Source organism: Microbacterium sp. CCNWLW41 (assembly GCF_037083505.1).
The window spans coordinates 667,774-681,572 of sequence record NZ_JBAOJP010000003.1 but is presented as its reverse complement, the minus strand read 5'-3'; the positions used below and the strand labels follow the sequence as shown (position 1 = coordinate 681,572).

Annotated in this window: 10 protein-coding genes and 1 tRNA gene; 2 read left to right on the top strand and 9 right to left on the bottom strand. The window is 71.7% G+C overall.

Features of this window, described 5'->3' with window-relative positions:
• Positions 1-8: 8 nt before the first annotated feature.
• Entirely contained in the window at positions 9-1,505 is a 1,497-nt protein-coding gene (locus V6R91_RS14840; protein ID WP_336395888.1) for a S1C family serine protease, read from the bottom strand.
• 98 nt (positions 1,506-1,603) lie between these two features.
• Between V6R91_RS14840 and V6R91_RS14835 the strand changes: the two genes are divergently transcribed.
• Positions 1,604-2,806: an aminotransferase class I/II-fold pyridoxal phosphate-dependent enzyme gene (locus tag V6R91_RS14835; RefSeq protein WP_336395887.1), complete on the top strand. Its 1,203-nt coding sequence runs from the start codon at positions 1,604-1,606 to the stop codon at positions 2,804-2,806.
• A gap of 28 nt (positions 2,807-2,834) precedes the next feature.
• Here V6R91_RS14835 and V6R91_RS14830 read toward each other — a convergent pair whose 3' ends face one another.
• The 6 genes from V6R91_RS14830 to V6R91_RS14805 form a co-directional block, all read right to left on the bottom strand.
• Positions 2,835-3,650 (bottom strand): carbon-nitrogen hydrolase family protein, encoded by an 816-nt coding sequence (locus V6R91_RS14830; protein WP_271062895.1) that lies wholly within the window; start codon positions 3,648-3,650, stop codon positions 2,835-2,837.
• A 24-nt stretch (positions 3,651-3,674) separates the two neighbouring features.
• A complete protein-coding gene (locus tag V6R91_RS14825) occupies positions 3,675-4,082 on the bottom strand; it encodes an arsenate reductase ArsC (protein WP_067243533.1) in 408 nt (135 codons plus the stop codon).
• Between the two features lie 130 nt (positions 4,083-4,212).
• Positions 4,213-4,286 (bottom strand) — tRNA-Met (locus V6R91_RS14820).
• Between the two features lie 88 nt (positions 4,287-4,374).
• Positions 4,375-4,563 (bottom strand): DUF1918 domain-containing protein, encoded by a 189-nt coding sequence (locus V6R91_RS14815; protein WP_067243536.1) that lies wholly within the window; start codon positions 4,561-4,563, stop codon positions 4,375-4,377.
• Positions 4,564-4,699: 136 nt separating this feature from the next.
• Positions 4,700-7,600: a UPF0182 family membrane protein gene (locus tag V6R91_RS14810; RefSeq protein WP_336395886.1), complete on the bottom strand. Its 2,901-nt coding sequence runs from the start codon at positions 7,598-7,600 to the stop codon at positions 4,700-4,702.
• Positions 7,601-7,699: 99 nt separating this feature from the next.
• Positions 7,700-8,800 (bottom strand): YlbL family protein, encoded by a 1,101-nt coding sequence (locus V6R91_RS14805; RefSeq protein ID WP_336395885.1) that lies wholly within the window; start codon positions 8,798-8,800, stop codon positions 7,700-7,702.
• 123 nt (positions 8,801-8,923) lie between these two features.
• Between V6R91_RS14805 and V6R91_RS14800 the strand changes: the two genes are divergently transcribed.
• The gene (locus tag V6R91_RS14800; protein WP_336395884.1) at positions 8,924-10,414 is read left to right on the top strand and encodes a zinc-dependent metalloprotease; all 1,491 of its coding nucleotides are present in this window, start codon (positions 8,924-8,926) and stop codon (positions 10,412-10,414) included.
• A 778-nt stretch (positions 10,415-11,192) separates the two neighbouring features.
• On the opposite strand, the gene V6R91_RS14795 is transcribed toward V6R91_RS14800, so the two are convergent.
• Together V6R91_RS14795 and nudC are read right to left on the bottom strand one after the other, a co-directional pair.
• On the bottom strand, positions 11,193-12,905 hold the full coding sequence (locus tag V6R91_RS14795; protein ID WP_336395883.1) for an ATP-dependent helicase: 1,713 nt from the start codon (positions 12,903-12,905) through the stop codon (positions 11,193-11,195).
• Positions 12,902-13,786, bottom strand: coding sequence for an NAD(+) diphosphatase (gene nudC, locus V6R91_RS14790; RefSeq protein WP_336395882.1), 885 nt, complete (start codon positions 13,784-13,786; stop codon positions 12,902-12,904). The genes V6R91_RS14795 and nudC overlap by 4 nt, the downstream gene beginning before the upstream one ends.
• Positions 13,787-13,799: the final 13 nt, after the last annotated feature.

The window sequence follows — 13,799 nt, the reverse complement described above, 5'->3', positions numbered from 1 at the left end:
GCACCCGGTCACAGCGACAGCGTCCCCAATGTCGCCGTGGTCTTCTGCTCACGTCCGTCGCGAACGTAGGTGATCTCGACCTTGCTGCCCGCCGCGGCCGCGCGGACCTGCGCCGTGAGGTCCGAGGCGTCGGTGATCGGAGCACCGTCGAGCGACGTCACGATGTCCCCGGAGCGCAGTCCCGCGGCCTCGGCGGCACCGCCCGGCGTGAGGTCCTGGATCGCGGCGCCGACGACCTGGGCGTCCTGCAGGCCGCTGGCGGAGCGGACGGTCGCGCCGAGCAGCCCGTGGGTCGCCGCACCGGTCTCGATGATCTCCTGGGAGACGCGCTGGGCGATGTCCGAGGGGATCGCGAAGCCGACGCCGATGTTCCCCGACTGGCCCGACCCGGAGTTCCCGGCGCTCGCGATGGCCACGTTGATGCCGATCAGCTTGCCGTCGCCGTCGACCAGCGCCCCGCCGGAGTTGCCCGGGTTGATCGCCGCGTCCGTCTGGATCACGGCGACGGAGATGGTGTCGCCGGTCGACGGTGTGCTCTGCTCGCCCCGACCCGGGAAGTCGAACTGGAACGGCTGCTGGTTCGGATCCTGCTGGTCGGGCTGCTGCTCATCCTGGTTCCCGTCCGACGGCAGCGCCGCGGACTGGATCTGGATGCTGCGGTTCAGGGCGCTGACGATGCCGGTCGTCACGGAGTTCGACAGCCCCAGCGGAGCGCCCACGGCGACCGTGAGGGACCCGACGTTGAGGTCGGACGAGTCCGCGAACTCGATCGGCGTGAGATCGGCCGTGTCCGCGACCTTGATGACGGCGAGGTCGTAGACGGGGTCGACACCGACGATCTCCGCGTCGAGCAGCCGTCCGTCCGAGGTCGTCACGCGGATCGAGGGGTCGGCGGCCTCGCCGTCGAGCGTCACCACGTGCGCATTGGTGAGGATGTGGCCCTTCTTGTCGAGCACGACGCCGGATCCGCTGCCGCTCGCCGAGGAGCCGGCGACCTCGATCGTCACCACCGAGGGAACGACCTTGGACGCGATCGCGGTCGCCTCGGACACGGACTCGGGGTTGTTCACCGTGACCGTGGAAGGGCCGGAAGCCGGGGAGGACGACGACGGCGGGTTGAGCTGGTTCCCCAGGACGCTCCCGCCGAAGCCGGCCGCACCGCCGACGAGCGCGGCGGCCAGGAAGATCGCGGCGACCTTCGTCGCGCCGATCCCGGCCTTGCGCTCCTTGGGCTTGTCGGTCTCCCCGGTCGCCGCGGGACCGAACGCGGCGCCGGTGGCGTGAGGCGCGGAGACGCCGTACGACGTCGGCCGCGCGTAGGGGCCGCTCGGCGGGATCGGCTCCGTGACAGCGGTCGCGGTGGCGTCGGCGGCCGGAGCCGCGCTCGCCGTGAACGCGTTCGACGCGGTCCCCGGGGACGACGCCGCCGACGAGCCCTGCGAGGAGAACGCCGCCGGGACGTCGTGACCGGCACCGGATTCGGGGCGGGGGGTCTGTTCGTTCATTTCTGCTCCTTCGGACATCGCCCTTACAGAGTCGCGTGCGCATCTGTGCGTTTCTTATGCCGCGCTTGGGATTCCGCTATGCCGTTACCCTGGCCTGCATGGGAATCGTGTCCGGCGCCTGGCGGCGCACTGCCCGCGGCGCCGGCCTCCTCACCGCGCAGGGCGGCGTGGCGCCCACCATCTTCGCAGAGATGTCGGCCCTCGCGGCCCGGACGGGCGCGATCAACCTCGGACAGGGATTCCCCGACGAGGACGGGCCCGCGGAGGTCCTCGACGCCGCGCGCGCCGCGATCGACACGGGCGCGAACCAGTACCCGCCAGGACGCGGACGCGCCGAGCTCCTTCAGGCGATCGCGGAGCATCAGCGAAGGTTCTACGGCCTCGACGTGGACCCCGAACGCGAGGTGATCGTCACCGCGGGAGCCACCGAGGCGATCGCCGCGACGCTCCTCGCCCTCGTCGAGTCGCCGGACGACGAGGTCGTCGTCCTCGAGCCGTTCTACGACTCCTACGCCGCCGTCGTGGCGCTCGCCGGGGCACGCCTTCGCGCCGTTCCGCTGCGCCGGCCCGACTTCCAGCCGGATCCCGCCGATCTCGCCCGGGCGATCACGGACCGTACACGGGTCATCCTCGTGAACGACCCGCACAATCCCACCGGGACGGTCCTCTCCGCCGAGGTGCGCGCGGAGATCGTCCGGCTGGCCGAACGCCATGACGCCGTCATCGTCACCGACGAGGTGTACGAGCACCTCGCGTTCGACGGCGCGCACGTCCCGCTCGCCACGCTGCCGGGCGCCCGGGAGCGCACGCTCACCATCTCCTCCGCGGGGAAGACGTTCTCCGTCACCGGCTGGAAGGTCGGCTGGGTCCACGGGCCGGCGGACCTGATCACCGCCGTGCTGACCGTCAAGCAGTTCCTCACCTACGTCAACGCCGGACCGTTCCAGCCCGCCGTCGCGATCGGACTGGGCCTTCCCGACGCGTTCTTCCAGGACGCCCGCACCGCCCTGCATCAGAAGCACGCACTCCTCGCACGCGGGCTGGAGGCCGCCGGCTTCGAGGTGACCGCCCCGCAGGGCGGATACTTCACGGTCGCCGACGCCACCGCGCTCGGCGGGAGCGACGCCGACGCCTTCTGCCGGAGCCTCCCGGAACGGTGCGGTGTGGTGGCGATCCCGCTGTCGGCCTTCGTGCTCCCCGAGCACCGTCGTGACTACGCTGGGCTCGTCCGCTTCGCCGCGTGCAAGCGGACCGCGGTGATCGCCGAAGCGTCGGAGAGGCTCACCGCGCTCCGCACCTGATGGCGCGACTCCGGTCTGCCGGTGCGCCTCAGTCCGCCTGTCGCGGCACGACGGCGTAGCGTCGCAGCCGCAGCACGGGGTTGACCTCCCGGACGCGGGCGACGAGCGCCGGATCGAGCTCGGCGACCGCGGTCCCCTCTCCGGTGCCGACGGCGGCGACCGTGACGCCCTGAGGGTCGACGACGGCGGAATGGCCCACCCCGATCGGCGTCGGGTGGTCCGCGGCGAGCACGTAGACGGTGTTCTCGATGGCCCGTGCGGCCAGGAGCGTCTGCCAGTGGTGCTCCTTGAGCGGCCCGCGCACCCACTCCGCAGGCACCACGATCGCATCCGCCCCGGCGTCCACCAGCGTGCGGGCGACCTCGGGGAACCGCAGGTCGTAGCAGGTCATCAGACCGATGCGGATCCCGTCGATGTCGACGGTCTCGGGTACCTCGAGATCGCCTGCCGCGATCCAGTCCGACTCGCGTTGTCCGAATGCGTCGTAGAGGTGCTGCTTGCGGTAGCGGGCGCGGATCCCGTCCGCGTCGACCGCGACGAGAGTGTTGTACACGTGTGCGCCGTCGCCCGCCTGCTCCACGAGTCCAGCGACGAGGACGACCCCGTGCGCGGCGGCGAGCGCGCGGAGCCGGCGGATGAACGGACCGTCGAGGGTCTCGGCGTTGTCCGTAAGTGTCTCGTCCATCGGATCGACGAAGAAGCTCGCGTACTCCGGGAAGACCACCACGCGCGCGCCGCGCTCCGCAGCCGCGGCGGTCAGCTCCGCGACTCTGTCGAGGTTGGCCGCCCGGTCCGCGGTCGGGGCGAACTGGCACACGGCGACGAGGAGCGCGGAGGCGGTCATGCGCCCATCCTCCCCCATCCCTGATCAGACGCCGAGCCCGGCCAACAGATCCTCCACGCGCGCACGGATCTCGTCCCGGATCGGGCGGACCGCTTCGATCCCCTGACCCGCGGGATCCTCGAGCTGCCAGTCCTCGTAGCGCTTGCCGGGGAAGAACGGGCACGCGTCGCCGCACCCCATCGTGATCACGACGTCGGAGTCCTGCACGGCCTCCGTCGTGAGGACCTTCGGCTGCTCGCCGGCGATGTCGATCCCGGCCTCGGCCATCGCGGCGACGGCGACGGGGTTGATGCGCTCCGCCGGGAGCGAGCCCGCCGAGCGGACCTCCACACGGTCGCCCGCGAGGGCCCGGACGAAGCCGGCGGCCATCTGCGAGCGCCCGGCGTTGTGCACGCAGACGAAGAGGACGGAGGGGATGCGCGAATCGGTCATCGTCTGCTCCTGAGGGGATCGTGCGTCCATTCCATCACGCCGCCGGGTCGCGGGCCGCGCCCGTGCCGCGCACTAAGGAATGGCGAAGGCCCCCTGATCGGATTTCTCCTGATCAGGGGGCCTTCTCTTGTTGCGGGGACAGGATTTGAACCTGCGACCTCCGGGTTATGAGCCCGGCGAGCTACCGAACTGCTCCACCCCGCGGCACAAGAATTGAGCTTAGCACGGGTTCGGAGCGCGGTCGAATCGAGGCCGGATCCCGGGCGCGTCCCCCACGCTCCGAGCGCCGGGCTCAGCCCTCCGAGGGCCGTTCGAGCTCGCAGTCCGGCCCGGGGAACACGAGCGACTCGTGCCCGTCGTCGAAGCGGATGCGGTACGGAGGTCCGCCGTCCTCGCTGGTCTCGAGGACCTCGCCGTGGCGCTCCGCGCGACCGACCTGCGCGCCGTGGATCACGACGCGATCGCCTGCGGTGACATGCATGGGAACCGCCTCTCCCCCGGCCTCCGCCGGGACGCGTGGGGTCCTCTCCAGTGTGCGCCGTCGTCACCCGATCCGCCAGACCGGGGACGGGACGCGAGAGGCGCCTCCCCGGTGCGGAGAGGCGCCTCTCGTCGTGTCACTGCGCGGGCGTCTCGGCGGCGTCGCCCTCGAGCTCGATGAGGCGGTTCACGGCCTCGGTGAGCTGCTTGTCCGCCTCCGCGAACTTCGTCAGGTCACCCGACTTGAGCGCCTCGTCGCGGGCGAGCATCGCCGCCTTCGCGTCCTCCAGCGCCGCCTGACGCGCGGCGGCGCCGGTCTGCGGCGGCTCGGTGGTCGAACCGCCCGGCGTGGTGGGAGGCACCTCCTCATCGCCACCGACCGCGCCGGCATCCCCGCCGAACAGCTCGTCCAGCGCGCCCGTGAGCGTGTCGGCGAACGCGATCCGGTCGCCGAAGGCCACGAGGATCTTCTGGAGCCGGGGAAGCTGCGTGCCCTTGGACGCCTGGACGTAGACCGGCTGGACGTACAGCAGTCCGCCGCCGACGGGAAGGGTCAGCAGGTTGCCGTGCAGCACCTCCGACTGGCCCTGCTTCAGCAGGTTGAGCTGCTGGGCCACGTCCGTGTCGGTGTCGAAGGTGTTCTGCACCTGTCCGGGGCCCGGGACGGTCGTGTCGGCGTCGATCTCCAGCATCCGGAGCTGTCCGTAGCCCTTCGATTTCACCCCCGCCTCGGATCCGGCGTCGGAGTCCACGGCGAGGTAGCCGAGCAGCACGTCGCGACTGCTCGTCCCCTCGGCCGACGGGATGAAGGTCGTGAACATCGAGAACCGCGGCGAGTCCTGGCCCGGCATCTTCATCGACAGGTAGTACGGCGACTGGAGCCGCTCCTGGTTCTGCGGATCGTTGGGCGTCTTCCAGGCGTTGTCGCGCTGGGCGAACGAGGACGCGTCGTCCACGTGGTAGACCCCGAGCATCGCCCGCTGGACCTTGAACAGGTCCGTCGGGTAGCGCACGTGCGACATCAGCTCGCCGGACATGTCGCTGATCGGCTTGAGGGTGGACGGGTAGACCTTCTGCCAGGTCTTCAGGACCGGGTCCTCCTCATCCCACGCGTACAGGGTGACGCTGCCGTCGTACGCGTCGACGGTCGCCTTCACCGAGTTGCGGATGTAATTGACCTCGTCCGCCACGAAGCCCGGCATGGCCGTGCTGGCGTCACCGATCGCCTCCTGCAGGCTCACCCCCGTGGAGTAGGGGTAGCTGGCGCTGGTGGTGTAACCGTCGACGATCCAGACGATCCGACCGTCCACGACGCTCGGGTACGGGTCGTTGTCGAGCGTCAGGTACGGCGCCACCTTCTGCACGCGCGTCTTCGGATCCCGGTCGTAGAGGATCTGCGACTCCTCGTTCACGAGGTCGGAGAAGAGGATCTGCTCGGACTGGAACTTCAGCGCGTACAGCAGCTTGTTGAAGAAATTGCCGATCCGCGGCCCGCCGTCGCCGGTGAAGGTCGTCTTCGTGTCGGTGGCGCCGTCCTGCCCGCGCGGGTAGTCGATCTCGACCGGCGCGGTGCCCTCGGGCGCGCCGACGATCGAGTACGGCGGCGACTGCTCGCCGAAGTACACGCGCGGCTCGAACTTCTCCGTCTTGGTGAGGAATCCGTCGGACGGGATCCCCCGCTCCAGGAACACCGGCTCGCCGTCGGGCGTGCGCTGGTTGCCCGCGGCGGCCACAAGCCCGTAGCCGTGCGTGTAGACCGCGGCGCGGTTGTTCCAGTTGCCCGCGTCGCTGAGCTGGTTCATGTCGAGCTCGCGGACCGCGACGACGGTGTCCTGCTTCTCGCCGTCGATCTCGTAGCGGTCGACGTCCAGGTTCTCCGGGAACTGGTAGTACGCGCGGTACTGCTCGAGCTGGCGCACCGTCGGGCTGATGATCGCCGGGTCCAGGATGCGGATCGAGGCGGTCGTGTCGGCGTCGGCGCGCAGCTGTCCGGGCTCGGCGTCGGTGGCCGCCTTGAACGGCGTGGTCTCGAGCCCGTCGATGCCGTACGCGGCTTTGGTCGCGTCGAGGTTGCGCTGGTAGTACTCCGCCTGCAGCGAGTTCTGGTTCGGCTTCACCTGGAAGGTGTTGACGACCCAGGGGTAGCCGATGCCGACCACGAGCGAGGCCACCACCAGCAGCGCGGTCGCCGCCAGCGGGAAGCGCCAGCGCCCGATCACGGCGGTGATGAAGAAGAGGATCGCCACGAGCGCGGCCAGGATCGCGAGGATCGACAGACCGGGGATCGTCGCGTTGGCCCCGGTGTACGCGGCACCGGTGATGCGGTCCTCGGGGGTCACGAGCGTCACGTACCGGTCGAGCCAGAGGCTCGCCGCCTGCAGCAGGAGGTAGACCCCCGCGAGCACCGCGAGCTGGATCCGCGCCGGCTTGGAGATACGGAGCTCGCCCTGGCCCACGCGGACCGATCCGTACAGGTACGACACGAGCGCCGTCACCAGGAGGCACAGGATCATCACTGCGGAGGCGAAGCCAAGCACCGCCCGGTAGAAGGGCAGCGCGAACATGTAGAAGCCGGTGTCCATCTGGAACTGCGGGTCGAGGACGCCCGTGGAGGCGCCGTTCGCCCACATCCAGACCGTCTCCCACTGGCCGGCAGCGGCGAAGCCCGCGAACAGGCCGAAGAAGACCGGCATGCCCCACATCGCCAGGCGACGCAGCGGCTCGATGACCTCCTGGTACCGGTCCAGCTGCGAGCTCAGGCGCACGTAGACCGGTCGCAGCCGGTAGGCCAGCTGGATCACGAGGAACAGCGGCAGGGCCATGCCGAGGAACCCGACGACGAACATCACCGCCGTGGCCAGCCACCGCGTGGTCAGCACCTGCGCGAAGTCGAGCTGGTCATACCAGAGGAAGTCGGTGTAGAGCGACGCGAACGCGAAGAAGGCCGCGATGAGCGCCGCGATGATCACCACCGAGATCATCAGTATTCGTCGGGAGGTGCGGGGCGTGGCCGGGTTCGGCGCGGAGGTCGTGGTCACGTCCTCCATCCTAGGTCGGCGAGTTCATGCGCCACCTGGGACGGCGGATCCGCGCTTCGCCCGTCGCGAACGCCCTCCGGCGCTCGGGACCGTCACAGGTCAGCCGTTCGCCCCCGTGCACGTCGGCAGGGCCGCGACGTCGCCACCGTCCGCGATCACCTCGAGGGCGTCCAGGGACTCGCCCAGCGAATCGGTGCGGATCACCGTGAGCCCGTCGGGGACGTGCCCGACCACCTCGTTGCAGTTCGCGCCGGGGGCGAGGAAGTAGTCCGCCCCCGCCGACCGGGCGCCGTACATCTTCTGGCGGATCCCGCCGATCGGCCCCACGGTGCCGTCCGCGGCGATCGTCCCCGTGCCGGCGACCTGCTCTCCGCCGTTGAGCTCGCCCGGCGTCAGGACGTCGATGATCCCGAGCGCGAACATCATCCCCGCACTCGGGCCGCCGACGTTGTCCAGCTGCAGCTTCACGTCGATCGGGAAGGTGTAGTCGTGCGTCAGGGTGACGCCGATCAGCCACACGGCCGAGCCGTCCTGGGCCTTCTCCTCACGGGGCGTCACCGTGAGGTCCTCCTCCGCGCCGTCCCTGGCGACCCGGAGCGTCACGGGCGCGCCGCCGCTCTCCTGGATCCGGGCACGGAGGTCGTCGACGTCGGTGACGGCGGCGCCGTTCAGCGCCAGGATGCGATCGCCCTCGCGCAGCACGCCCGACGCCGCGCCGTCCTCGACCACGCCGGCCACCTCGATCGTGACGGGCACGTCGTAGTCGAGCTCCCGCAGCGCCGCGGCCGTGGCCTCCTGCTGGGAGTCGACCATGAGGACCTGGTTCTGCTCGTCGCGCTGCTTCGTGGTGACGCCCTCGGGGAAGACCGCGTCGATCGGCACGACGGCCCGGGAGGGATCGAGCCACGCCATCGCGACCTCGACCCACGAGGGCGTGTGCTCCCGGTTGCCGACGACCTGGACGGTGACGAGATCGAGCGCGCCGCCGGTCTCGTGCGTCTGCGCACCGGAGATCGAGATGAGCGGGACCTGCTCGCCGTCCTCGACCTCGACGTCGCCGAGGGTGTTGTAGACGGGGCCCGGCTGCTGCACGACGTACGGCAGCGGGAGGAACGTGACCACGAGCAGCGCGGCGAGGCTGACGATCAGCGCGACCACGCCGATCGCGGGCGTGGCACGGCGTGCGCGCGTCGTCGTCACAGGTCCTCCAGACAGGGTCGTTCGCGACCGGCGTACAGCGAAGCGTCCCCGTTCCGGGCCGCGGTCGGCATCGTATGACTAGCGTAGGACGCACGGCTATAGACGTGCTGAGAGGGCCTGGCGATGGCAGAGAACGACCCGAATCCCGAGGACTTCCGAGAGTTCCTGCGCCGGATGCTGGGAGCATCCGGCGAGGACATCGATCTGAGCGCGCTCGACGGCATCGAGGGCATGGAGGGGATCCGCCTCGATCCGGCGATGATGAACGCCTTCCTCCAGCAGTTCCAGGCCGCGCAGGGCTCGGACCCGTGGGAGACGACGCTGCGCCAGGCGCTGCACATCGCGAACCGTGACGGTCTGGGCGTCACCGACGGCGGCCGGTCGTCGCTCGCCGACGCCTTCTCCCTGGCGAACCTCTGGGTCGGCGAGGCCACGACCATCTCCGAGCTGAGCACGTCTCCGCGAGCGCTCACCCGCGGCGAGTGGGTGGAGCAGACGCTGCCCGTGTGGAAGGAGGTCGCGGCGCCCGTCTCCACGAGCATCGCGGACGCCCTCACCACCGCGTTGGAGGGCCAGACGCCCGAAGAGATGCGCGGCATCGTCGCCGGGGCCGGCAAGCTGATGCGCGGACTCGGCTCCTCCGTGTTCGCGATGCAGTTCGGGCAGGTGCTGGGCAACCTCTCGCTCGAGGTCGTCTCCGGCGGCGACGTCGGCATCCCGGTGCTCCCGGCGGGCACCGCCGCGGTGATCCCGCAGAACCTCGCCGCGTTCGGCGAGGGACTGGAGATCTCCGAGGACCAGATCGCGCTCTATCTCGCGGCCCGCGAGCTCGCGTACGCGCGCCTGTACCGCCACGCGCGCTGGCTGCACCTGCACGTGATGTCCCAGATCACCGAGTTCGCCCGCGGGGTGACGGTCGACATCGAGGCGCTGGAGGACGTCGCGGGCCGCCTGGACCCGTCCGATCCGGAAGAGCTCCGTGCGGCGATCGAGGGCGGAGCGCTGCTGCCGACGCAGTCCGACGCGCAGCGCGAGGCGCTCGAACGCCTGGAGAACCTCATCGCGCTCATCGACGGCTGGGTCGACGTCGTCACCACGGCGGCGACCTCGCGCCTGCCCGACAGCGCCCGGATCGCCGAGGCGGCGCGGCGCCGCCGCGCCGCCGGCGGTCCCGCCGAGGACGCGCTGGGGGCTCTCGTCGGCTTGAAGCTGCGGCCGCGTCGCCTGCGCGAGGCGGCAGCGATGTGGCGCGCGGTGACGGACGCGGTCGGCATCGCCGAGCGGGACGCGCTGTGGGACTATCCGGACCTGATGCCCGACGCCTCCGACATCGACGATCCGTCCGCCCTCGTCGCCCGCCTCCAGGCCCGCGCCCGCGGCGAGGAGCCGCAGCCGGACGAGATGGACGAGGCCCTGGCCCGGCTCCTGGACGGGGACGACTTCTCCGGCGCGGACTCCGACGCGGCGACGTCCGAGGAGGCCGGGTCCTCCCACGCCCGGCCCGAGACCGGCCCGGGCGATCCCGACGTCGACCAGGGCGAGGACGGGCCCGTCGACGACGGGCGGGACGGCACGGACCCGCACGACGGCAGCGGCGGCGAGAAGCCCGTCTGACTCCTCCTCCCCCGCACGCGCAGACCCCCCGGTTCTCCACGGATCGTCTGCCTCGGCCCTGCGGCGAAGCCCCGAGCATCAGACTCGGAGCATGCCGCAGATCAGACTCGACCCCGCGCACCCGTTGCTGTGGCGAGACGCCGACTCGGCGCAGTTCGGCGTCGACGGCATCGTCCGGCTGGACGCGGTCGAGCCCTGGGCCGAGCGGCTCCTCCACGAGCTCGCCCGTGGAGTTCCCGAGATCTCGTTCGACGTCGTGGCCCACGGCTGCGGGGCGCCCCGGGAGGCCGCGCGGCGGCTTCGCACGCAGCTGGCGCCCGTTCTGATCGCACCGAGGCCCCGCGTGACGGTGCGCCTCGATGCCGCTCCCCTCCTCGACCCGTGGGCCCAGCTGCGGATGATCGAGGCGCTCGCCGACCAGGCCGTGACGATCGACGACGCCGCCGACGCGGTCCCGATCCTCCTGCTGCGCCGCGGCGTGACCCCGCAGCGGGCGCGGTCGCGCATCTGCGTGACGACCGGATCCACCTGCCGATCGCGTTCGACGCCGGCGGAGCGACGGCCGGCCCGCTCGTCGTTCCCGGACGCACCCCGTGCCTGTCCTGCCGAGACGCCGCGGACCGGGAGCACGATCCCTCGTGGGCGGCCGTGCACACCCAGTTGCTCACCCACGATCCCGGACGCATCCCGCTCGCGCGCATCGCGGATGCTGCCGAGATCGCGGCCGAGCTCCTCGCGGAACGCGAGGACGCGATCCGCGACCGGTCGAGCCGGATCGTCAGGGTCGGCGTCGACGGCCGCCGCGCATCACGCTCGGTGCGGTTTCACGCAGAGTGCCGGTGCCGATCTCCGCGAGGAATCGCGACGGCCGCCGCTCCGCCCGTCCCGACGATCGCGACCACGTCACCGCGAGGGTACGCGCGGCCCGCGTGATCCCCACATAGGCGAGTCGGCGCTCCTCGTCGATGGCGTCGAACCCCGTCGCGTACGAGATCGGCAGCAGCCCCTCGGACCACCCGGCCAGATACACGTGCGGCCACTCCAGCCCCTTCGCGGCGTGCAGGGTGGACAGCGTGACGGTGCGCAGCGTCGGCTCGTGCTGATCCTTCGCACGGGCCAGCAGCGCGTCGCTGAAGCTGCGCAGCGTCTCCCCGGGCGGGGCGTCCTCGGCCAGCTGCAGGAGGGCGCGCCGGGCCTCCCAGACCTCACGCAGGGCGCCACCCGCCTCCGGAGGGTCGTCACGGAACCCGAGGCTGCGCAGCACGTCCCGGACCGCGGGAAGGAAGCCGTGCTCCGTCGGGGCGACCGCCGCTCCGCGAAGAGCCAGGACCGCCTGTCGGACCTCCGGCATGTCGAAGAAGCGGCGTCCTCCGAGCACCGTCGCGGCGATCCCCTCGGCGGCGAGCGCCTGCAGGAGCGGCGCCGACTGGGAGTGCGCGCGATACAGCACGGCGATGTCCTCGGCGGGCTCCCCCTGGGCCACGCGCGCCCCGATCGCCGCGGCGATCGCTGCGGCCTCCTCCGCGTCGGAGTCGAAGGCGGTCACCGTCGGAGGCTCGGCCGTCGGCGTCGCCCGTGCGGCGACCAGCTCGAGCGCGCCCGGGCGACCGTGCATGAGGGCGTTCGCGGCGCTCAGCACCGGACCGTCCGAACGGTAGTTCGTCTCCAGGCGAACGACGACGGCGTCCGGGTGCCGTCGCTCGAACTCGAGGAGGAAGCGCTGGTCCGCGCCCGCGAAGGAGTAGATGGTCTGCGAGGCGTCCCCGACCACGCACAGGTCCCGCCGGTCGCCGAGCCACAGCTCCAGCAGACGGTTCTGCAGCGGGGACACGTCCTGGTACTCGTCGACGGTGAAGTGACGGTACTGCTCATGCACCGCGGCGGCGACCCTCGGCTCCGCCTCCAGCATGCCCGCGCAGGCGAGCAGCACGTCCTCGAAGTCGAGGCGGCGCCGCTCGTCCTTGAGCGCCTCGTACGCCCGGGAGAGCTCGGCGAGCGCCGTCGCATCCAGGCGGCCGACCGACCGCCCCTGAGCCGCGGCCTCGTCGATCGACAGCATCGAGACCTTGCGCCATTCGATCTCCGAGGCGACGTCCCGCAGCGTCGCGGTGTCCGGCCGGATGCGCAGCGTATCGGCCGCCTGGGCGAGGAGCCGGACCTTGTTGTCGATGATGCCGGGCGCCGGCGCGCCGGCGAGTGACGGCCAGAAGTAGTTCAGCTGCGAGAGCGCGGCGGCGTGGAAGGTCCGCGCGGCGACGCCCTCGACGCCCAGAGCGCGCAGGCGCCCGCGCAGCTCCCCCGCGGCCTTGGCCGTGAAGGTGACCGCCATCACCCGAGACGGCGTGTACGCGCCGGTCTCGACGCCGTGAGCGATCCGGTGCGTGATGACCCGGGTCTTCCCGGTGCCCGCACCGGCCAGGACGGCCACGGGCCCACGCAGCACCGAGGCGGCTTCACGCTGTCGTTCGTCGAGCCCGTCCAGCGCGCTCACGCGCGCTCCTCGTACCAGTCCCGGATCAGCGCCCGCGCGATGGAGGCCGGCCCCGGAAGCCCGACAGGTCCGTCTCCCGCGAGAGCGGAACCGACCTCGGCGCGGGTGAGCCAGCGCACGTCGATGATCTCGGTGCCGTCGCCGAGCGCCGCGCTCTCGTCGACCGCGGTCGCCCGGAACCCGATCATGAGCGATCGGGGGTAGGGCCACGGCTGCGACGAGCGGTAGCGCAGGTCCCGCAACCTGACCCCGGCTTCTTCGAGGATTTCGCGGTGCACGGTCGTCTCCAGCGATTCCCCCGCCTCGACGAAGCCCGCGAAGCACGAGTAGAAGGCCCCTCGCCAGTTCGCGTTCGCGCCGAGGAGGAGGCGGTCGCCGTCCGCGCTCTCCACCGCCACGATCACCGCCGGGTCCGTTCGCGGGAAATGCTCGCGCCCGCACGCCGGGCAGCGGCGCGACCAGCCGGCCTGCCGCAGCTGCGCACGGGTGCCGCAGGCCGGACAGAACGGCGCCTCGCCCAGCCAGCCGCTGAGCGCGGCCCCGGAGACGAGGATCTCGGTCTCCTCGGGTGACAGACGCGCCGCCGCGTCGCGGACGTCCGCCCAGGACCCGTCGTGGTCGAGCGCGGCGTCCCGGTCGAGAGCCGCGAGCAGCACGGCGGTGCCGTCCGCGCGTCGCCCGAGCAGCGCCCACTCGACGTCATCCCCCGCGAACGCCGGATCCGTGGCCGGGTACAGTCGCAGACCGTCGGCGGAGAGCGGCGCCCGGCCCGCGCGGACCGGAAGGACCCGGGTCGCGGTCTCCGCACGCAGCTGCTCCAGGATCTCGGGCCGGTCCCGTTCGGCACCGGCACGGTCCAGGACGGCGTGCGCCTCGTTCATCCGTTCCCTCTCC